This window comes from Aliiroseovarius sp. PTFE2010, assembly GCF_049943335.1.
In the GTDB taxonomy this organism is placed as follows: Bacteria; Pseudomonadota; Alphaproteobacteria; order Rhodobacterales; family Rhodobacteraceae; genus JBNFVY01.
Window position 1 is genome coordinate 1 of sequence record NZ_JBNFVY010000004.1, and the last position, 20849, is coordinate 20849.

The window sequence follows — 20849 nt, forward strand, 5'->3', positions numbered from 1 at the left end:
ACCGCATGGATCGAATTGCGGTCGCACTCCCACCCCTCGCCGAGCAGCACCGGATTGTGGCCAAGGTCGATGAACTCATGGCGCTGTGTGATCAGCTGGAGGCCAGCCTCACCGCCACCGCCACCACCCGCAGCAAACTCCTCAACGCCCTCCTGCACGAGGCGTTGGAGCCTGCTGCGGAAACAGCCGACGCATGACCAAAATCCGCGCGGTCCATCAATTCTTCCCCGTCGGTCAGGGTCTGTTTGCTACGGGCTCGGTCGAGTTCTGGCCACCTCAGCCAAGACGGCGACGAAATATCAGTATCCCCGGCCAGTCTATTCCGGCACCGGACGGGCCATACCGCTGGGTTTATGACTGTGGATCCAGTTCGGGAAAGCGGCTGGTCACCAACGCGGTCGACGATCTGAAACACGATTGCCAAGGTGAGAAGATCGACCTCCTGACCCTGTCGCATTTCCACAATGACCACATCAACGGTTTGGTTGAACTGCTGAATGAGATCGGTGCCAAGAGAGTAATGCTGCCGTGGGCACCCTTGTGGCACCGCCTGCTGATCGGCTTTGAACAAGGGCTGAGGGCAGAAGACCCCGAGATGTTGTTCTATGTCGATCCAGTGCAATTTTTCATTCAAGAAGCGGGTGACGGGTTTGAACAGGTCTTGTTCGTCATGCCCTCCGACGGTGAAGGGCCGCCTTTCACGACCGAACCAACTGCGGCTCCCGGACCGCCTGAAGATCGGGACGACCCCGACAAGCCGTCTGGGCCCGGCGACGCCGTTTCGTACGGAGATTTGGAGGGGGCATACGGTCACTTGGACCATCGCGTGCGGATGCTTCGTTCTGGCAAGGCCATTGCGGTCCATGGGGTTTGGGAATTCCTGCCCTATAATGATCCCTCTACAAAACCAGATGATCCATTCGGCTTCACGACAAAGGTGGATGCTCATCGAGGTGCGCTGCTGAACGGCAACGAAAACGAACGGCAAAGCGCTCTTGATGACCTACGGACGCTCTATGAGACAACCTTCGGTCGTGGGGCGGGCATGAACAATGTCAGTCTAATGCTTTACGGCGGCGCGATTGGCCCTTGGACGGGGCAGAGGTTCTGCAATTGCGAATGCTTGTATCACCGACTTATCGGCGCTTGCGGCTGTTGGAAGGAGTATGAAACGAAAGGTGCGATCCTGCTAACCGGCGATGGGAACCTGAAAAGTGCTGCGAAGTGGAACAGTTTGGAGGGTTACCTTGATGCGCGCCGGGCAAGACGAACGAGCGTGTTTCAAGTCCCGCATCACGGTGCCCGTGCAAATTGGCATGACGGGCTTGCCGCGCTGATTGCGCCCACAACAAGCGTGTTCAGCTCAGATCCGCGCCACAGCTACGGCCACCCGCATGCTGAGGTCTTGCGCGATTTCTGGCCGTTCCGCCCTGTGCAAGTGGATCAGCATTCGGGTTTCTCGATGCATGTGATGCTGGAGCGTTGAAATGAGGGAAGTTGCATTTGGCAGGGCTGTCCTGAACTCTGTGTATCTGGGCTGGCCCATACGGGTTTCAGTTGCGGTCAGGCAGTGAAGCAATCGTCGACCATTATTGCGAATTGGCTGCGTTTCGTCTTTTCCCTGCCTTTACGCGCGATACCCCTACTACGCCTTCACAGTTGTTGCCCGTAGCCAAATAACGGTCTTCTTGATCGGTCCCGTGAACCATCGCGAGGCCAGTCATGACTGTTACGCCCTTCAATACCGAGACGTCTTCCCGCAGCTCGCGCATGCTGCGGACGGCACTCGGGCCAGGCATCGCCGCGTGGCTCGAAGACGCTGGCGTCGTCGAGGTGATGCTGAACCCTGACGGGCGGCTCTGGATCGACCGGTTGGCCAATGGGTTGGCTGATAGTGGCGCAGTTCTCTCCCCTGCCGATGGCGAACGCATCATCCGGCTTGTCGCGCATCATGTCGGCGCGGAAGTCCATCCTGCGGCCCCGCGTGTTTCGGCTGAATTGCCAGATACGGGCGAGCGCTTCGAGGGTTTGCTGCCCCCAGTGGTTTCTGCTCCCACATTTGCCATTCGCAAGCCCGCCGTCGCGGTGTTCACTCTTGAGGACTATGTCTCCGGCGGCATTTTTCCCCCGGATGCCGCAGATCACCTCCGCGAAGGGGTCACCAGACGGGCCAATATTCTTGTCGCGGGGGGGACCTCGACAGGCAAGACGACCCTGACCAATGCGCTGTTGGCGGAGGTCGCCAAGACCTCAGACCGCGTAGTTCTGATCGAAGACACGCGCGAACTGCAATGCCCGACCCCCAACCTCGTGGCCCTGCGGACGAAAGACGGGGTTGCGACCCTGGCCGATCTCGTGCGCGCGTCCTTGCGGCTGCGGCCCGATCGTATCCCCATTGGCGAGGTGCGCGGGCCGGAAGCGCTCGACCTGCTCAAGGCCTGGGGCACCGGCCATCCGGGCGGGATCGGCACGATCCACGCCGGGTCCGCCATCGGCGCACTGCGGCGCCTCGAACAGCTGATCCAAGAGGCGGTTGTCACCGTACCGCGCGCCCTGATCGCAGAAACTATCGACCTAATCGCCGTTCTGTCCGGACGTGGGGCCGAGCGTCGCCTCTCCGAGTTGGCGCGTGTCACCGGCCTGACCGCCTCGGGCGATTACGCCCTCACCCCCCTTTTCCCACCAACACAAGGAAGCCATCCATGACCCTTCTGCCATCATTTCGCACAGCCCTTGGCGCAACCGCGCTCGGCCTCGTCGTCTTCGCCCTGCCTGAGCCGGCGCTCGCCGCCGGGTCCGGCATGCCGTGGGAAGCCCCCTTGCAAACCATCCTCGAATCGATCGAAGGCCCGGTCGCCAAGATCGTCGCGGTGATCATCATCATTGTCACGGGCCTGACGTTGGCCTTCGGCGACAGTTCGGGCGGGTTCCGGCGGCTGGTGCAGATCGTCTTCGGGCTTTCCATCGCCTTTGCCGCCTCGAGTTTCTTTCTGTCCTTCTTCTCCTTCGGCGGCGGAGCGCTGATCTGATGGAGAACCCCACCGACATTCCCGGCTACTTCGCGCCGGTGCACCGGGCCCTGATCGATCCGATCCTGCTGGCCGGTGCGCCGCGCACCATCGCCATTGCCAATGGCACTCTGGCGGCCGCCATCGGGCTGGGCCTGCGGCTCTGGCTCGTGGGCCTCGTGTTCTGGCTCGTCGGTCATCTCCTCGCGGTCTGGGCCGCGAAGCGGGATGCGCAGATCGCCGAGGTGGCGCGGCGGCATCTCCGTTACCCCTCCTGGTTCGGGGTCTGAGCCGATGATGCGTCTCGCCGAATACCGCTCCAAATCCGCCCTTCTGGCCGATTTTCTGCCCTGGGCTGCATTGGTCGCACCCGGCGTCATCCTGAACAAAGATGGCAGCCTGCAACGCACAGCGCGGTTTCGGGGGCCGGATCTGGATTCAGCCACGCCCGCCGAACTGGTCGCCACGTCGGCCCGGCTGAACAGCGCCCTCCGGCGGCTTGGTTCTGGCTGGGCCGTCTTCATCGAGGCGCAGCGGATCCCGGCACAGGACTATCCGGCCTCCGAGTTCCCCGATCCTGTCTCCGCCCTCGTCGATGCCGAACGCCGCGCGCAGTTCGAAGAAGCGGGCGCGCATTTCGAGAGCGCGTATTTCCTGACGCTGGTCTGGATGCCGCCCGCTGACGACGCGAGCCGCGCCGAGGGCTGGTTGCTAGAAAACGCACCGGATCGCAGCACCAAGCCACAGGATCTTGTCTCCAGCTTTGTCAGCCGCGCCGACCGGCTGATCGATCTGCTTGACGGGTTCATGCCGGAAATCGCCTGGCTCTCCGATGCCGAGACCCTGACCTACCTGCATTCGACCGTTTCGACCCGGCGCCAGCGCGTCCGCGTCCCGGAGGTCCCGATGCATCTGGACGCGGTGCTGGCCGATGATCCGTTGGTGGGTGGGCTGATACCACGGCTCGGGGCCGCTCATCTCAAGACCCTGACCATCATCGGCCTGCCAAGCGCCACCTGGCCCGGTTTGCTCGACGAATTGAACGCTCAGGGTTTCGAGTATCGCTGGTGCACGCGCGCGATCTGCCTCGACAAGACGGATGCCGCCCGGGTGTTCACCCGTATCCGACGCCAGTGGTTCGCCAAGCGCAAGTCGGTGGCCGCGATCCTAAAGGAGGTGATGACCAACGAAGCCTCGACCCTGCTCGACAGCGATGCGGCCAACAAAGCGGCCGATGCGGACGAGGCGTTGCAGGAACTTGGTGCCGATGTGGCGGGCGCGGCCTACGTGACCGCCACGATCACTGTCTGGGACGAAGACCCCCGAGCGGCCGAGGCGAAGCTCAAAGCGGTAGAGAAGATCGTACAGGGACGCGATTTCACCTGCATCCCGGAAACATTGAACGCGCTCGAGGCCTGGCTCGGCTCCCTGCCCGGCCATCTCTACGCCAATGTCCGTCAGCCACCCATCTCGACGCTGAACCTCGCCCATATGATCCCGATCTCGGCGGTCTGGGCAGGGCCGGACCGGAACGACCATCTGGACGGCCCGCCACTGTTCCACGCCGAAACCGACGGCACGACCCCGTTCCGGTTTTCGACTCATGTGGGCGATGTCGGCCATACCTTGATCGTCGGCCCGACCGGGGCGGGCAAATCAGTCCTGCTAGCGTTGATGGCGTTGCAGTTCCGCCGCTACCCGGGCGCGCAGGTCTTCGCCTTCGATTTCGGCGGATCGATCCGTTGTGCCACACTCGCCATGGGTGGCGATTGGGAAAACCTCGGCGATGCGCTGTCCGACGAGGACCCCGCCGTACAGATGCAACCACTCGCGCGGATCGACGACGCGTCCGAACGCGCCTGGGCGCAGGACTGGCTTGCGGGAATCCTCGGACGGGAAGGCGCGACGATCGACCCAAGCGCGCGGGACCATCTCTGGTCGGCTTTGAGCTCGCTCGCCTCGGCCCCGTGCGAGGAACGCACGCTGACCGGCCTCTCGGTCCTGCTGCAATCGACCGAGTTGAAACGCGCGCTGAAGCCCTTCTGCCTCGGCGGGCCTTTCGGCCGGCTTCTGGATGCGGAGGTCGAAGACCTGGGCAGCGCGGACGTGCTCGCGTTTGAGACCGAAGGGCTGATCGGCTCAGCAACGGCACCGGCCGTGCTCGCCTATCTCTTCCACCGGATCGAGGCGCGGCTCGACGGACGTCCCACGATGATCCTGATCGACGAGGGCTGGCTTGCGCTGGATGACGCCAATTTCGGCGGGCAGCTGCGCGAATGGCTGAAGACGCTCCGAAAGAAGAACGCTTCGGTGATCTTCGCCACCCAGTCGCTGGCCGATATCGACGGGTCCCACATCGCACCCGCCATCATCGAGAGCTGCCCCACACGGATTTTCCTGCCCAACGAGCGCGCCTTCGAACCCCAGATCGCCCGGATCTACCAGAACTTCGGGCTGAACGACCGCCAGATCGACATCGTCGCCCGCGCCACGCCGAAGCGGGACTACTACTGCCAGTCGCGGCGCGGAAACCGGCTCTTCTCACTGGGCCTCGGCGAGGTGGCGCTGGCCTTCACCGCCGCCTCATCCAAGGCTGATCAGGCCGCGATAAGCGAACTGCTCGCCACCCATGGCCGGGATGGCTTTGCCGCCGCCTGGCTGCGCCATCACGGTCTTGATTGGGCCATCGACCTGCTCGGGCCCGACATCGCACCAGCCGATCCGACACCCCCTCACCCTGACCAAAAGGAGACAGAACATGCCCCGCAATCCTGAACGCCCAGCCCGGCCCCGCAAACTCGCCGCCGCATTGATGGCCAGCGCCATTGTCCTGACACCGGTTCTCACGACGCCGGCGCAGGCCTTCCTCTTCGGTGCTGGCGGCCGGATCGTCTACGACCCGCGGAACCATGCCGAAAACATCCTCTCTGCCGCCCGCGCGCTCGAGCAGATCAACAACCAGATCGCCCAGATCCAGAACCAGGCGCAAATGCTGATGAACGATGCGCTGAACCTAGCGAACCTACCGCATTCCTCGCTGGCGCAACTGCAGGACGCTATCGGTGAAACCCAGCGACTCCTTGCCGATGCCCAGAGCCTCGCCTTCGACGTAGCCACCATCGAACAGGCCTTCGCGCAGGACTACGGCGCTGCGGCAGCGCAGGGCGATTTCGATGCGATGATCGCCGGCGCGCGCGAACGTTGGGAGACCTCCGTCGCGGGCTTCGAGGACGCGTTGCGCGTGCAGGCCGGGGTCGTCGGCAATATCGACGGAGCCCGCAGCCAGATGGAAGCACTCATCCGCGAGAGCCAAGGAGCCGTTGGGGCCCTGCAGGTCGCACAGGCTGGCAACCAGCTGCTCGCATTGCAATCGACACAGATCGCCGATCTGACGGCCGCCATCGCCGCGCAGAACCGGGCCGAAGCGCTGGAAGCCGCCCGCATCGCCTCCGCCGAGGCGCAGGGCCGCAAGAACCTCACGCGGTTCCTCGATTACGGCGGCGGCTACTCCCCCGGCTCAGTACGGCTGTTCGGGGAGTAAGCGCATGGCCCTCGACACCCCGCGAACTCTGCGCCTTGTCGCCTTCGGTATCGGCGGCCTTGCCGCCCTCGCCGCCGCGGTCGAACTGACACGCACCGTCCTGCCCACCGACACCGGGCATGTGATCAGGGATGACGCCTTGCGCGGCACCCTCGCACGTTGCCGTGACCTGACGCCCGAAGACTACGCCACCGACACCGAATGCCGCGCCGCCTGGGAGGCGGCCCGGCAGCGCTTCTTCGATCTGGCTCCTGAGCCGGCCGGGACGGAGTAAGGCAATGGGCGGCGTCAGCGTCATCGACCGGTTTCTCGAGGTCTTCGCCTCCTACATCGATTCCGGTTTCGGACTTCTCGGCGGCGACGTCGCCTTCCTCGCCACCACGCTGATCGTCATCGACATCACGCTGGCTGCCCTCTTCTGGGCCTGGGGCGCGGATGACGACATCATCGCGCGGCTGGTGAAGAAGACCCTCTTCGTCGGGGTCTTTGCATACATCATCGGCAACTGGAACACGCTGGCCCGGATCGTCTTTGACAGCTTCGCGGGGCTTGGCCTGGTCGCCACCGGCGGCACCATTTCCGCCAGCGAGCTGCTGCAGCCCGGGCGCATCGCGCAGGTCGGGCTCGAGGCCGGGCAGCCGATCCTCGCCTCCATCGCCGACCTCTCCGGGTTCGTCGCCGTCTTCGAGAACTTCATCCAGATCGGGATCCTGTTCTTCGCCTGGCTGGTGGTGCTGCTCTCGTTCTTCATCCTCGCAATCCAGCTCTTCGTCACCCTGATCGAATTCAAGCTGGCCACGCTGGCAGGCTTCATCCTCGTGCCCTTCGGCCTGTTCAACAAGACCGCCTTCATGGCCGAACGCGTGCTGGGCCTCGTCATTTCTTCGGGTGTAAAGGTTCTGGTGCTGGCCGTGATCGTCGGCATTGGCTCCACCATCTTCAGCGAGTTCACCGCCGGATTCGCGGGCGAACCCACGATCAACGACGCGATGTCGGTGGTCCTTGGCGCGCTGGCGCTCCTCGCCCTCGGCATCTTCGGACCGGGCATCGCCAATGGCATCGTTTCGGGCGGTCCGCAGCTCGGAGCAGGCGCCGCAGTCGGCACCGGTATCGCCGTGGGCGGGGCTGCAGTCGCCGGAGTCGCCGGGACCCGGATGGCCCTTGGCACCGGTGGCGCGGCCCTGCGTGGTGCCAGTGCGGTTGGCAGCGGAACCGCCACTGCATACCAACTTGGTGCCGCGTCCCGCAGCACAGCGTTGGGCAAGTCCGTCGGTGGCGTGGCCGCGGTCGGCAAGACCGGTGCCGTCGCCGCGTTCAGCCCGCTCCGACGCGCGATCTCGGACGGCGCGCAGTCTGGTGCCCGCGCAGCCTATGCCGCCACCGGGGGACGGATGGCGGGTGGTGCCCTGCCCTCCCCGGCCAATGACGGCCCGCCCGATTGGGCGCGCCGGATGAAGCGCCAGCAATCCCTTCAACACGGCCTTTCCACCGCCGCCCATGTCATCCGCTCCGGAGACCATGGCGGCGGCGGCACGGTCGTCAGCCTCTCCGAAAGGTCCTCCTGATGTTCCGACGCCCCAGTGTTCGCTATGGCACCACGCCCGAGCCCGTCACCCCCTACCAGAAGGCCGCCCAGGTCTGGGACGAGCGCATCGGCTCGGCCCGCGTTCAGGCCCGAAACTGGCGCCTCATGGCAATGGGCTGCCTCGCCCTGTCCGCCGGGCTCAGCGCGGCGCTCACCTGGCAATCGACGCGCAGCAGCGTCGTCCCCTACGTGGTCGAGGTCGACGATCTCGGTGCGGCACAGGCCGTCACGCCAGCCTTGGCCGAGTATCGCCCGACCGATCCGCAGATCGCCTGGCATCTCGCCCGCTTCGTCGAGCATGTCCGGCAGGTCCCGGCCGATCCGATCGTGCTGCGCCAGAACTGGCTTCGTGCTTATGACTTCGCCACGGATCGCGGCGGGATTGCGCTGAACGACTATGCCCGCGTGAACGATCCCTTCGCCAGCGTTGGTGACACACAGGTCTCCGTCGAGGTCTCCAGCGTCATCCGTGCATCAGAGTCGAGCTTCCGCGTCGCCTGGATCGAGCGGCGCTACGAGAACGGACAGCTCGCAGCCACCGAACGCTGGACCGCCATCCTGAGCATCGTGATCCAGCCGCCGCGCGATTCGGAGCGCCTGCGGGCAAACCCGCTCGGCGTCTATGTCCATGCCATCAACTGGTCGAGGGAGAGTGCCCAATGACCCGATTGCCATCCGTTCCCGTCCTTCTCCTCGCGGCCACCGCGCTGACCGCCTGCACGGGCCAACGCCCGCCCGAGATCGCCTACGACGACCAGGTCCCAGCCCTCGCTCCGCCACCTGCACCGCCCCCGGCCGAGGGGCCGCCCCGCCCGGTTCACACGCCTCCCCCATGGACACCTTCCCGCGGCGGCAATCCGGAAGCAGATACACCGGAAGCGCGCATCATCGCCGCCAATGCCGCCGCCCGCGTCGAGCCCCGCCAGCAGGGCTATTACAACGCCATGCAGGTTTTTCCGTGGAGCGAGGGCGCGCTCTACCAGGTCTATGCAGCACCCGGGCAGATCACGAATATCGCGCTCGAACCCGGCGAACGCCTGACCGGTCCCGGCCCGATCGCAGCGGGCGACACCGCGCGCTGGATCATCGGCGACACCACGAGCGGCGCAGGCCGCAGCGAGCGCGTCCATATCCTCGTGAAACCCACCCGCCCCGACATCTCCACCAATCTCGTCGTCAGCACGGACCGGCGCAGCTACCACATCGAGTTGCACGCCGACGAGGAGACCTGGATGCCCAGCGTCGCGTGGGCCTATCCAGAGGTGCGATCCACGCCCCGCACCCCGACAATCCGCCGTCCCGCGATCCCGCCCGAGGCCGAGCGGCACTACCGTTACGGCCTGCAGGGCGACGCCCCACCCTGGCGGCCGGTCTCCGTCTTCGATGATGGACGGCGTGTCTATGTCGTGTTCCCGCCCGGCATAGCCCAGGGCGAAATGCCTCCGCTCTTCGTGATCGGCGCGGATGGGCGCGGCCAGATCGTGAACACCCGCGTGCTCGGCAACGTCCTGATCGTGGACCGGCTGTTCGGGGCTGCAGAACTGCGTCTCGGCGAAAGACGACAGCAGGTCGTGCGGATCGTGCGTACGGATGGCGATCAGCGCCCGCCGCCTGCGCCCCAGCCAGAGGTGGAGCGATGACACAAGTCCCTGATATGCAAGAGCCGCCACGGACCGAGGAAGAGATCGTCCATGAACTCCGTCTCAGGCCCGATCCTCCCCGTGTCATGCGCCTGTCCCGCCGGGCCATTGCCCTTGCCACCGCCATCGGCGGACTTGGCCTTGGCGCAATCCTGATCATGGCCCTGCAGTACAACCGGCAGGAGGGCAACCAGACGGAGCTCTTTTCCACCGAACGCATTCAGGCGGCTGAAGGGCTGTCCTCACTGCCTCGGGATTACGCCGATGTCCCGCGTCTCGGCCCACCCTTGCCCGGTGAGTTGGGCCGCGCCATCCTTGGGGCGCAAGATCGCGGCCAGCCGGTCCCGGCACCGCCCCTTTCCGGTCCATTGGCCCCCACAGTCGATCCGGAGGAACAACGCCGTCTCCAGGAACTCGACGCCGCCCGACTGAGCGCCCTTTTCGCCGAGGCGCAAACCGTGCCGCGCAACGGAACACAGGCCACACCGACCTCCCCCGCGACCGGCGCGCTCTTCCCCTCAACATTGGGCAGCCCAACGGCAAGCGATCCGATTTCCGGCCGGGAGGCGTTCCTCACCCTTCCCGGAGACACGGACACCGTCAGTGCGCAACGCATAGTGCCGCCGCCCAGCCCCTACATCCTGCAGGCCGGCACGGTGATCCCGGCCGCCCTGATCACCGGCCTGCGCTCCGACCTTCCCGGCCAGATCTCGGCACAGGTGACGTCGAATGTCTTTGATAGCCCCTCAGGGCGGTACTTGCTGATCCCGCAAGGCGCTCGGCTTCTGGGAGAATACGACAGCCGCATCGCATCCGGGCAAAGCCGTCTGCTTCTGGTCTGGACCCGCCTCATCCTTCCGGATGGTCGCTCCATTGTGCTCGAGCGCGCGCCCGGCACTGACGGAACAGGCGCGTCCGGCCTGCAGGACCGGGTCAACTATCATTGGGGTCGCGTCTTCTTTGCTGCTGGCCTCGCCACGATCCTGAACCTCGGCCTGGAAAGTGGCGCAGAAACCGAAGACGATGTCGCCCGCGCCATCCGCGAGGCCGCGCAGGACACGATCGGACGGACCGGGGACGAGATCGTCCGCCAGCAGCTTGCCGTCCCGCCGACACTGACCATACGCCCGGGCTTCCCCGTCCGCGTCATGGTCACCCGCGACCTGATCCTCGAGCCCTTGGGAGAAGTCCGATGACGAAACTGAAGCTTGGCCCGATCCATGACGACAAGCCGGTCAAGCTGACCGTGGAACTTCCCGCCGATGTGCACCGAGACCTTTGCGACTACGCGGCGGTCCTCGGCCAACAGACCGGACAGGACCTTGAGCCCGCCCGCCTCGTCGCCCCAATGCTTGCCCGCTTCATGGCCACGGACCGCGGGTTCGCTGCAGCGCGCAAAACGGGATCGAAGGCGAACCGCAAGAAAGCAGACCCATCGAAGCCTCTGGATACCGATCACGGCTAAGTCTCTGTGAAATCGCAAGTCTCTTGGCAGATCGCATTGCACACGGATCGCACACCGGTGAGCCCTACCCGCTCCAGGTTGCTAGGAAGTCGGTCCGATCCTCCATCGGCAAAGTGTTTTGCCTTGTTCTGCTGCGAACGGAGACCTGAACTGAAAAGTCAAAAAGGGCGTTGGAACCTCCCGAAAAACTCCCCGAGACAGGTACGACCTGGTGGATGCCGCGACCGACTGCGACCGGTATCAAGTTCTGCGACCCGACGCTCCGGTTGGTGGGGTCGAAGGCGATCCACCCTGCGCCGGGCAGGTATATTTCGACCCAGGCATGGGTGGACCCGGTACCTGCGGAGCCGATAAGGCTGTCTTCTGGATCGGACAGATAGCCCGAAACGATACGGGCTCCCAGGCCAAGACAGCGAGCTGCCTCTGTGAGCAGGACCGCGAAATCGCGGCACGAACCCCATTTCCGGTCGAGCGTCTCGATCGGCGTCTGGGTGCCTTCCGTCTCACGTACCTGATAAGAAATCTGCGAAACCACACCGTTGCTGATGTCCTTCAGCAGAGACAGCGTGTCTGTTCGGTGCCCCATGACGAAGCCCTCGACCCATCGGGCAAATCGGCCGTCGGGGTCGGCGTATTGCGGAGCCGTCAGCGCGCCCAGATCCGTCCATTCGTCGGCTGAATAGAGGAACGGGTACTCGATGGCAGAAGCGGAGATGGCAAAGACCGGCCAAGCTAGCGCGGTCAGTTCCACGGTGGCGCGACTTTCGATCACCAGATGGTCTGTCGGACCGTCAAAGATTGCGGTGGCGATCGCGTTCCCGGCCACATCATGCGCCCAGGATACGGTGGCCGTCGGGGTTATGGAGATCTCGTGGGAGAAAAGACGCAATTCCCGCGTTTCGCGGGGACGCAGCATCAATCTGTGCGGTCCTAGAGAGACCGCATGACGGTATCGGTAGGTTGTGGTGTGAAGGATGTCGAGGCAGGCCAAAATTTGGGGGTCCAGTGTGGTTCGAGGAAGACTGCACGCACGTCGATGTGGATCAGCGACGGCGTGATGCGCCGGGGCTGACAGGCAAGGCGTTTCGCCAGGCGTTCAACCCCTTGCAGCGTCTACAAATCCGCTCTCCGAAACCTTTGCTCCAGAACCCAGTTTCGCAGCTCAGGCATTGGCGTTCCTGCGGAACGTCGCCCGAGACCCTTGCGATCAAGATGTCTGGCGTGGCACCTTCGGCCATGGTCTTGTTCGCCATCAAGTCTGTCCCGCTAAGTGGCGGGTGCGCGAGGGCGACGGTAATTCCGGTCTTGAAGGCATGCCTTCGTTTTCGGCGGCCCGGATCGACGCATCATCCCGCGTCTTTTGGGTGGTCGTCTTCGACGCCGGCACATTCAGAATGGGATCGGGCATCCCGTGCCCCGAGTAGAGATGCCGCAGATGTGCTGCAGAGACCCCGTCGGCCTCCATCACGAGGCGTACCATCGGATCAGCCAGCATTTCTTCTAGGAACACGTCGGCCAACTCCCTGCCCGTCAGCTTGTCCCTGGCGCGTGCTTGGTCCAGATCGGCAAGGGAAACGGTAAGCGTCCTCGCAAGCCCCGGATGCGATGCCTGGGAATGAAGTTTCACCAGGACGGAGGCTTTCCAGGCTGCGGGATTCCGTTGATCAGGGGGGGAAGAGATCTCCGTTTCGATATCGTACTCACCCGCCGGGAGCGTCTCGTCAAAGCCTGGCACGCTGAAGGGGCGGGAAAAAACCGCCACGGTCTTGCTCGTCAGATCTTCCATTCGCGCGTTTCTTTCCCTTGTTGCTGTGAATGGTCCGCGACCCTCGCAGGAATGAGGCGCGTAACCTGCGTCCGTCTCAAGATGTCTTGGACTTCGCGGGGGCTTCCTTGCCAGTTGCCTTGGCCTCGGTCTCCTTGGCAGGGGCCTTCGCGGTCTCCGCAGGCTTTGGCTTCATCGCGGCCGCAGCCCTGGCTGTGAGGTCCTTGAAGGACATATCGTCGATCCTTTGATTGGCCGACGCCAGCTCCTCGTCCGTGTCGGACTGGGATGCTTGCCGCCAGTACTAACTATGTGGGGATTGGCGACCCCGTTTACGATGGCGCATCGAAGAGGAAGCCAAGGTGAGTCAGGCCAATTCATCCGTCCAGACCTTGAATTCCGTCAAAGTGTTCTGACCAAATGTCTGGGTCAGAGGGACATCAGCGGCATCGCGGCCCCGCGCGATCAGTATTCTCGCAAACCGCGGCTTGTTGTTTCGTGGATCGAACATGTGCCATTCTCCGGCAAGGAACACCTCCATCCACGCGGCGAAGTCTCCAGGCGGATGAGGCAAAGGCTCACCGATATCGCTCAGATATCCGGTGCAGTAGCGGGCCGGAATGTTCATGCAACGACACAGGGCGATGGCGAGATGGGCGAAGTCGCGGCAGACACCCTGTCGCTCGGCCATGGTCTGCGATGCGGTGCGCGTCGCCTTCGCCTGCATGTAGTCGAAGCGGACATGTCCGTGCACGAATTCGCAGATCGCCTGCACGCGTGACCATCCGGGGTCCGTGATCTCGAACAGGCGCCACGCCTCCTCCGACAGAAGGTCGGTATCGCAATACCGGCTTCCCTGCAGAAACACGAGGGTCTCGAACGGCAGATCCTGAACCGCGTGCTGCCGCGCGTCGGGAATGGAGAGATCGGGCTGGCCCGTGTCGCGGAAGATGCCATCCGTCGACAGGCAGAAGTCGCCCGCCGGAGCCACGAGACGCGTACACCAGTTGCCGAAGCCATCCCGGTAGCTTTCAATAGGCACTCTCGGCGACGTCACGAGATAGTCGGCACGCTCCAGATCGTCGAAGCGCGAGTAGTGCACGTTCAGCAGCGCGATCAGCGGCGTCGGTTGCGGGAAGCCGTATCGCAGACGGCACCCGATGCTGACCCGCATGCCGGACACACGGCCGCGCCTGGTCATGTCATGATCATCTTGCAAGGATGAGCGTCCTAGGCATCGGGTCAGTGCCATCCTCCGCACGGACGGGGAAGGCGAAGGACGCGATCAGACCCGCTATAACTGCCGTCCTCGCGATCAGCCTCGCCAGCGGATGTCTCATCGCCGCTTTCTCCTTGACGGACCAGAGTCCGCCGGTTGCCCCACGCGTGTTCGATGGCCCAAGCGTGAGCGTTCCGGTCAGCCGTCGAGTTGGCGCGGGCGGTGGCGGGGATCCCTTGGAATTCGGTCTCGTCGGCATGCCTTCGTTCTCGGCCACCTGGATCGCGAAGTCCTGCGGGACTGTCAGTTGAGAGCTACCGGTCATCGGGGCGACAGCCTGTGCAGGGCCGCAGCGGCAAGAGCATGTTCCTTCTGGTGGTAGTCGCAGCGGAGCTTGCCATTGACCTGCACTTCCCAGATGCCGCTTCTTTCGCGCACCTGGACCCCACCGCGCCGCGCTGGTCGGTTCATGGAAGAATCCTTTGCTCCTCTACTTTTCAGCGACACGGGTTGCTTGACGGTCATTTCTGGCTCCTTCGCGTGGGGCGCGCGCGCATCTCCGAGAAGCATCACGGCGCGAGTGAATTCTGCCGCATAATCATTGGTTTCGCGGTGGCCGTGTTAGCGCTGGGTCAATCTCATCGGCTCAACGAACCGTTCTCGCAGGTGGTCGACGAACCACGGCCCGGTACAAGCCATGTCGGCGATCAGGGCCAGCAGGCACCGTTTTCGAAACCTTGCCCGCGGAGAAGTTCCTCCTGAATCAGGACTTCGTAGTCCCTAGCCGGAGGTTCGTCCGGAAAATTGGCCAGGCAGAAAAGGTGCAGGAAAGTCACCCTCAAGTCTACACGATCTTGGCAGATCTTCGTTCGCCACGGTTCATGCCCTATTGGATTCCGAGCTTTCCCAGTCGAACGACTTCTTCTGTTGTAATTCAGGAGCATCCGACTGGCACTGACACAAGTTAGTCCCGAGCACCGAACCAAGTGCGGCCTCCCTGGGGCAGTCGCCCGCACTGACCTGTGTAAGGGCGACGAGACCGACCTGCGCGTATCCTTTGGGAAACAAGGGCGATCTGCGTTCCTGCAACCAATGAATGGAATGACAATGGCTGATCGCAATGTTCTCGACCCGCACCCGCCGGAGTTTGCCCGGTTCCTCTACGCGCCCGTCGGCGAGGATCGAAACGGCTATGCCGTGACTGTCCTTTCCACACTGGCGCGGCTCGGCCTCGATCCATGGAAAGAAACTGCTGGACTGGTCGGGCTGGGACGCGAAGCCGCGCGAGCGCGATTGGGGGTACTGCTTGCCCGATTTCGGGACGTTCCTGCGCTCGCCAGCGACCACGGCAGAGTCGCACGAGACCTGAGCCAGCTGCTTCCCGAAGCCCAGACGTCAGGTGTCTTGCAGAGCGCTGCCTCGACGGTGGCCGACGGTAGGCCGGGAATAAGCGGCGCGATCTGGACAGTGCTTGCGATTTTCTTCGTCCTGTTTCAGAAGGTCATGGTTGTCGGGTCGGGGTCAGGCGAATGACCGCCTCAAGCGAGACCGCGAGAAGACCGGCACATGCAGCGCACAAATCCAGCACGCTTTCTCCACATGAACAGGGCGTTCTCTGGGACATGGAGGAACACTTCTGGACCAGTGGCGCCGACGACGCGAAGGCAACGACAGCAAGCAACGCCATAGTGGTTTTCCCCTTATCCTCTCGGCATCCTGCAGGGCGACCATATCTGGACCCATCTTCGAGACAGGACCGGCTGGCGCTGTGTTGTCATGGCCGAACGGCGCGTCACGCGGCCGTCAGGCAAAACACCTTCTTTTATTCGTGCGCGGACTAACCCACGTCAGTGCATGCGGAGTGGTAAACCAGCAAGGTGTAACATGATCACCGGGACACTTGGCGTATGCCTCTGATAGAATTCACCTAACGCGGGCGACAAAGGTCTCTTCGTGTCCGCCTCGAACCGTGGACAATCAAATCGCCTCCGGCCCGAAAAACTTTGGGCTCGGGGGTTTTCTTACGTGGCCAGTATCGGTCATGCACAGGAGTTCTTATGTCAACGTCTTTAATTTCCAGCGATCGTCTCTCCGCCATGCAAAATTTCGGGACCGACCCCGGGTCGCTGAGCGCGGACATTTATATTCCGGAAAACTTCCCGAAGAACGGCCCGCTTGTCGTCGTGCTCCATGGCAGCACCCAGTCGGCGGAAAGCTATAATCTCGGATCGGGGTGGTCTACTCTCGCCGACGAATGTGGGATGGCGCTCCTGTTTCCGGGGCAAAGACTGACCAATAATCTCCTTGGCAGCTTCAACTGGTTTGAGACCGGCGACAGCGAGCGCGGCGACGGCGAGCCTCTGTCTATTCGTCAGATGATCAAGCAGGTCGTTGATGATCACACGGTAGACCCGTCGCGCGTCTTCATCACGGGGATGTCTTCTGGCGGTGCCATGACATCTGTGATGCTTGCGACCTATCCGGAAGTGTTCGCGGGAGGGGCGATCATTGCAGGGCTGCCCTATCGCAGCGCGAACAACATGATGGAAGCGATCATTCGCATGAATGGATTTGGCAGCCCATCGGACAACGCACTTGACGCGTCTGTCCGTGAAGCCTCGGAGTCCAGGGGCCCCTGGCCGACGATCTCTGTCTGGCATGGCGGCAGCGATACGACCGTCGACAGTTCCAACGCCGGTGATATCGTCGGACAGTGGCAGAAGATCCACAACGTTGAAGGACCGCCGACGCATGTGGAGACCGTCGACAGTATTCCCCGGAAAGTCTGGTGCGACGCAGACGGGCGCGTGGTGATCGAGGAGTATATTATCGAGGCCATGGGCCACGGCACGCCGATCAGTGCCGGGGGAGACGAGGGTCTTGGCGAAGAAGGTGAGTATATGCTGGAAGTCGGCATTTCTTCGACGCGTCACATTGCGGATTTCTGGGGTTTGACGGAGTCCGGTGCCGAGACTGGTGCGAAAACGGAAACCGCAGCATAGTTCGGGCGGGAACGTTGAGACAATGCACTGCCCCTCGCTGGATCATTCCCTGCGGACGAGCGGGCGGACTTTTAGCGGCGTCCTGTTGTCAACAGTTGGCTGGTGAGGCTTCCGGCGCTGCGTCCGGAATTCTTATGATAAGATCGATCAAGATCGATCTGCATGCCACCGCACGTCAGCGGTATGCTGGTCTCGCCAATTGCCTTCGCAAGGCTGTCGCCGCGACCCTGGGAAATGAAGAGGCGTTTTGCTGATCCGACTCCGGTTTATCGCTGAGTAGGCATGTCTACAGGATCAGGGCGAACAATTTCGCTAAATGCACGTGACCAAAAGGAGAGCCATTTGGCGAAGTCATTTTCGATCACACGTGTCTACGCGTTCTGGGGACGCCTGAATTCGAGTTTCTGGTTCGTTCCCGCCATGATGTGCGCGGTTGCGGTCGGACTATCATTCCTGCTGATCGCGGTGGATACCCGGCTTGGTGTCGGCACTGTGAGCGATTTCGGCTTGCTCTATACCTTCGGGCCGGAAGGTGCCCGGGCAATCCTGTCGGTCATCGCGAGTTCGATGATCACTGTCGCCAGCCTGATCTTCTCAATCACCATGCTGTCGCTGCAGCTCGCCTCGTCGCAATTCGGGCCGCGGGTTCTGGAAAACTTCATGCGGGACCGCAGCAATCAGGTTGTGCTCGGAACTTTTGTGGCGACATTTCTCTATTGTCTGGTCGTTCTGCGTGCGGTGCGTGGTCCGGGGGACTCCAGTTTCGTTCCGCACCTGACCGTTGCATTCGCGGTGGTACTCGCTGCTGTCGGTGTCGCGGTTCTTATCTATTTCATCCATCATATCGCCACGTCGATCCGCATCGAAACGCTGCTCGCGCAACTGGCCGCCGACGGGCGCGCCGCCGTCGATAGGCTCTTTCCGGAACGCCTCGTCCACGGCCCCTTGCAGTGCGAAGACGAGCCTGGTGCGGATCGACTCGCAGACGACTTCGAGGACGGCTCCGAACGGATCAGTGCCGATGCGAGCGGATACGTGCAGAAAGTCGGTATGGAGGCGCTCATGCGGATTGCTGCAGAGCATAATCTTGTCTTGCGGATCGAGACCCCGCCCGGTCGTTTTGTGACCGCAGGTGAATGCATGATTGCGGCATATCCGCGTGATCGGGTGTCGGAAGAAATTGCCGACAGCCTGCGTGGCGCAATCGTCATCGGGCGGAATCGGACGATCAACCAAGACCTCGAGTTCTCGATCCGGCGTATCGTTGAGCTGGCCCAGCGGTCCTTGTCGCCTGGCATAAACGACCCCACCACCGCGCTTTACTGCATTGACCGCCTTGGACAGGTGTTCGGTCGATTGTCTGGCCGGGATATCCCGTCACCGACCCTCAACGACGAGTCCGGACAGTTGCGTATCCTGACTGAAGTCATCCTCATTGAGGAACTGGCATGCAAAGCCTTTTCAGCGATAGCCCGCTACGGGATTTCCGACGCCGATGTGGTCACGCGTCTGGTAAACACAATGGGCAAGTTGAGCCGCTCGCTCTCACCCTCAGCGCGTGAATCCATCAAGGCGCTGAGTGAACAGGTGCTCATTGCCAGCGAGCACGCTGCTTCTCTGGATTTTGATCGGGAAGCACTTAGCAACCTCAAGAACAGCGATTTGACAGGACAGGTCCCCTCACGGCCGCCGAGATCACTATGACGTCGCAGCGATCAGGGCGTGATCGGCGCTCCTTCTCTCTCATTGACGCGAAGCCGATACGAGCAGCCGTCCTTCCTGAATTCCCGCGTCGCTTTTCCATTGAGCTGGCTGGGCAGGATCTGGGTCAGGATCATCGTGCCGAAACCTGACTTTACCGGCTCGGTGACGCCGATCAGGCCGGTTTCTTTCCACTCGAACTGGAAACCATCTCCAACCTTGCCCCAACTGATTGCCAGTCGCCCGCCCTCCTTGGCCAACGCGCCATACTTTGCGGCGTTGGTTGCGAGTTCATGCAACGCCATCGAGATTGACTGTGCTTCAACTGCTGTGACGTGCAAATTCGGCCCCTCGACAAAGATCGTTTTGTTCAGCTTGTCGGCATAAATATCGAGTTGTTGGTGGATCAACCGATCCATCGTCATGCCGTCCCGATTCCCCCCGGTCAGCAGAGAATGAGTCTTGGCAAGCGACTGGATGCGCGATTCAAATTCAGGCAGGAATTGATCGAATGATGCATGTCCACGAACGGTCTGCCGCGCGACGATTGTGACCATCGCCAGGAGGTTTCCGATGCGGTGCTGCATCTCCCCTGCAATTGCATCCTTCATCTCACAAGCCTTTACCTGCTCCGTGATGTCCCTGACCCGCAAGAGAACATGCGTCACCCTGCCGTGCCTGTCGGTCAGCGGCGTAAAATACGCATTCCACCATACCCTGCGCATGCCGCCTTCCGCCGCGCTGTCCGGTATCGCGTAGAGAATTTCCTTGAGAGACGCCTGCTTGCCCGTCAGAGCCGTGTCGAACGCGCCCGTCAGCAATACCTGATGTTCCGCGATTTCGGGAAACACGTCGAGAACTCTCTTGCCCAAAAGGTGTTCTCGGGTTGCCTTCAATGCGGCAGCGTAATCATCGTTCATTTCGACGAACCGGAAATCACGGTCAAGGATCGCGCAGGCCGCCGATAACGAATGAAAAACCTGTTCGTAATCAAGCCTGTCGTTCGTCGCTGACGGGCCGATCGCATCCACGCCGTTCGTTTTATTGGGCTTGAGGTCCATTGATTGCCTCACATCGACGCCCTCCCTTTTTGTAAAGAACATCGCAACTTTCGGATCGGCCATATTCTCGACCGAAACATCGGCATCTGTCGGAACTCTCCGGAAGATCGGTTCTGAGGTTCGAAACTGCGTCGTGTCGGGACGACAGTGAGTGTTTCTCACTGGAGCCGTCTCGATTGTCTCACCTTCAATCTTCCGGTTCATGGCTACGCTCCAACAGTTAACAGGGAAATTGGCGGCACCCGAATACAGAACTCGTCAAGAAACAAACGCAGGTGCCGCCGGATGGAATGACTTTTCAAAGAATCGCGACGTGCAGTGACGGTTTTTTATCTGCTGTCAGAGGACGGCGCGCTAACAGGCATTAGTCTTGCAAGACCGGAAGCCAAGTGCAGCGATACCTGCGCCAGCGGCTGAAAACCGCTGATCCAGCAAGTTTCCGGAGCCGGAACACCTTCAGCAGGAACCGACGCAAACCTGCGTCAGTATCAGGCTGTCGGAATCCGGGTAGCGTGAATGAAGATCCCCGAATGATCGGCGATCGAACCTCGAACAGAGCGTCAGCTGACGATCCTGCACACCCCCGACAACAGATGTTCGGGACGGCGGGCACCCGTTTGACGGCTCCTACCCGGAAGGAACACTCCAATGGACAACAAGCAATCCGACCAGATGCAACAGAAGCTGAAATCGACCAAGGAGGCCATCGACAAGGCCGAAGACGGTCAGAAGAAGCAGTCCGCCCAGAAGCATTACCAGTCTGCGCAACAGGCCCAATCCGCCAACAAGAACGATGAGTGCGTGAAGGAATGCGATGCGGCGATGAGCCAGTTGAACGCTTAAGATCGTCTATCGGTTGGCG

At 62.3% G+C, this 20849-nt stretch carries 22 protein-coding genes and 1 pseudogene; 17 read left to right on the forward strand and 6 right to left on the reverse strand.

All coding sequences use genetic code 11. From position 1 onward, the window contains the following. From ACP2AV_RS08025 to ACP2AV_RS08085, 13 genes and pseudogenes are all read left to right on the forward strand, one after another. Positions 1–197 (forward strand): annotated as a pseudogene (locus ACP2AV_RS08025) (restriction endonuclease subunit S); the annotation flags it as partial. After that, positions 194–1486 carry an MBL fold metallo-hydrolase gene (locus tag ACP2AV_RS08030; protein ID WP_426372178.1) on the forward strand — a complete coding sequence of 431 codons (1293 nt, stop codon included), beginning with the start codon at positions 194–196 and terminating at the stop codon, positions 1484–1486. The pseudogene ACP2AV_RS08025 and the gene ACP2AV_RS08030, both read left to right, overlap by 4 nt. A 284-nt stretch (positions 1487–1770) precedes the next feature. Beyond that, positions 1771–2706 carry a P-type conjugative transfer ATPase TrbB gene (gene trbB / locus ACP2AV_RS08035; protein ID WP_426372468.1) on the forward strand — a complete coding sequence of 312 codons (936 nt, stop codon included), beginning with the start codon at positions 1771–1773 and terminating at the stop codon, positions 2704–2706. After that, positions 2703–3029 carry a TrbC/VirB2 family protein gene (locus ACP2AV_RS08040; RefSeq protein ID WP_076978334.1) on the forward strand — a complete coding sequence of 109 codons (327 nt, stop codon included), beginning with the start codon at positions 2703–2705 and terminating at the stop codon, positions 3027–3029. The genes trbB and ACP2AV_RS08040 overlap by 4 nt, the downstream gene beginning before the upstream one ends. Further along, complete coding sequence (locus ACP2AV_RS08045; protein WP_161860992.1) at positions 3029–3298, forward strand: VirB3 family type IV secretion system protein; 270 nt, start codon at positions 3029–3031, stop codon at positions 3296–3298. The genes ACP2AV_RS08040 and ACP2AV_RS08045 overlap by 1 nt, the downstream gene beginning before the upstream one ends. Before the next feature lie 4 nt (positions 3299–3302). Next, the gene (trbE, locus tag ACP2AV_RS08050) at positions 3303–5783 is read left to right on the forward strand and encodes a conjugal transfer protein TrbE (protein WP_426372179.1); all 2481 of its coding nucleotides are present in this window, start codon (positions 3303–3305) and stop codon (positions 5781–5783) included. Further along, positions 5767–6549, forward strand: a complete 783-nt coding sequence (trbJ, locus tag ACP2AV_RS08055) for a P-type conjugative transfer protein TrbJ (protein ID WP_426372180.1) — start codon at positions 5767–5769, stop codon at positions 6547–6549. The genes trbE and trbJ overlap by 17 nt, the downstream gene beginning before the upstream one ends. Before the next feature lie 4 nt (positions 6550–6553). Then, positions 6554–6823 carry a putative entry exclusion protein TrbK-alt gene (gene trbK-alt, locus ACP2AV_RS08060; protein ID WP_426372181.1) on the forward strand — a complete coding sequence of 90 codons (270 nt, stop codon included), beginning with the start codon at positions 6554–6556 and terminating at the stop codon, positions 6821–6823. A gap of 4 nt (positions 6824–6827) precedes the next feature. Beyond that, positions 6828–8114 (forward strand): P-type conjugative transfer protein TrbL, encoded by a 1287-nt coding sequence (gene trbL / locus ACP2AV_RS08065; RefSeq protein ID WP_426372182.1) that lies wholly within the window; start codon positions 6828–6830, stop codon positions 8112–8114. Next, complete coding sequence (trbF, locus tag ACP2AV_RS08070; protein WP_426372183.1) at positions 8114–8797, forward strand: conjugal transfer protein TrbF; 684 nt, start codon at positions 8114–8116, stop codon at positions 8795–8797. Before trbL ends, trbF begins: the two co-directional genes overlap by 1 nt. Further along, complete coding sequence (trbG, locus tag ACP2AV_RS08075) at positions 8794–9774, forward strand: P-type conjugative transfer protein TrbG (protein ID WP_426372184.1); 981 nt, start codon at positions 8794–8796, stop codon at positions 9772–9774. The genes trbF and trbG overlap by 4 nt, the downstream gene beginning before the upstream one ends. Before the next feature lie 86 nt (positions 9775–9860). Next, entirely contained in the window at positions 9861–10970 is a 1110-nt protein-coding gene (locus tag ACP2AV_RS08080) for a TrbI/VirB10 family protein (protein WP_426372185.1), read from the forward strand. Then, the gene (locus ACP2AV_RS08085; RefSeq protein WP_087206660.1) at positions 10967–11239 is read left to right on the forward strand and encodes a DUF2274 domain-containing protein; all 273 of its coding nucleotides are present in this window, start codon (positions 10967–10969) and stop codon (positions 11237–11239) included. The genes ACP2AV_RS08080 and ACP2AV_RS08085 overlap by 4 nt, the downstream gene beginning before the upstream one ends. A 64-nt stretch (positions 11240–11303) precedes the next feature. Here the strand turns inward: ACP2AV_RS08085 and ACP2AV_RS08090 are convergent, their stop codons facing one another. The 5 genes from ACP2AV_RS08090 to ACP2AV_RS08110 all read right to left on the reverse strand — a co-directional run bounded on the left by ACP2AV_RS08090 (position 11304) and on the right by ACP2AV_RS08110 (position 14748). After that, entirely contained in the window at positions 11304–12230 is a 927-nt protein-coding gene (locus ACP2AV_RS08090) for a transglutaminase family protein (RefSeq protein ID WP_426372186.1), read from the reverse strand. A 261-nt stretch (positions 12231–12491) separates the two neighbouring features. Then, on the reverse strand, positions 12492–13025 hold the full coding sequence (locus ACP2AV_RS08095) for a hypothetical protein (RefSeq protein ID WP_165198390.1): 534 nt from the start codon (positions 13023–13025) through the stop codon (positions 12492–12494). A gap of 76 nt (positions 13026–13101) precedes the next feature. Next, entirely contained in the window at positions 13102–13239 is a 138-nt protein-coding gene (locus ACP2AV_RS08100; protein ID WP_426372187.1) for a hypothetical protein, read from the reverse strand. Between the two features lie 132 nt (positions 13240–13371). Continuing rightward, positions 13372–14178, reverse strand: coding sequence for a transglutaminase-like domain-containing protein (locus ACP2AV_RS08105; protein ID WP_426372188.1), 807 nt, complete (start codon positions 14176–14178; stop codon positions 13372–13374). Between the two features lie 366 nt (positions 14179–14544). After that, entirely contained in the window at positions 14545–14748 is a 204-nt protein-coding gene (locus ACP2AV_RS08110; RefSeq protein WP_426372189.1) for a hypothetical protein, read from the reverse strand. A gap of 567 nt (positions 14749–15315) precedes the next feature. On the opposite strand from ACP2AV_RS08110, the gene ACP2AV_RS08115 reads away from it, so the two are divergent. From ACP2AV_RS08115 to ACP2AV_RS08125, 3 genes are all read left to right on the forward strand, one after another. Continuing rightward, positions 15316–15756 (forward strand): hypothetical protein, encoded by a 441-nt coding sequence (locus ACP2AV_RS08115; protein ID WP_426372190.1) that lies wholly within the window; start codon positions 15316–15318, stop codon positions 15754–15756. A 524-nt stretch (positions 15757–16280) separates the two neighbouring features. After that, positions 16281–17225: an extracellular catalytic domain type 1 short-chain-length polyhydroxyalkanoate depolymerase gene (locus ACP2AV_RS08120; RefSeq protein WP_426372191.1), complete on the forward strand. Its 945-nt coding sequence runs from the start codon at positions 16281–16283 to the stop codon at positions 17223–17225. Positions 17226–17567: 342 nt separating this feature from the next. Then, positions 17568–18929 (forward strand): DUF2254 domain-containing protein, encoded by a 1362-nt coding sequence (locus ACP2AV_RS08125; protein ID WP_426372192.1) that lies wholly within the window; start codon positions 17568–17570, stop codon positions 18927–18929. Between the two features lie 11 nt (positions 18930–18940). On the opposite strand, the gene ACP2AV_RS08130 is transcribed toward ACP2AV_RS08125, so the two are convergent. Then, the gene (locus ACP2AV_RS08130; RefSeq protein ID WP_426372193.1) at positions 18941–20191 is read right to left on the reverse strand and encodes a sensor histidine kinase; all 1251 of its coding nucleotides are present in this window, start codon (positions 20189–20191) and stop codon (positions 18941–18943) included. A 444-nt stretch (positions 20192–20635) separates the two neighbouring features. Here ACP2AV_RS08130 and ACP2AV_RS08135 point away from each other — a divergent pair, with 444 nt between their 5' ends. Further along, entirely contained in the window at positions 20636–20830 is a 195-nt protein-coding gene (locus tag ACP2AV_RS08135; protein WP_165198384.1) for a hypothetical protein, read from the forward strand. Positions 20831–20849: the final 19 nt, after the last annotated feature.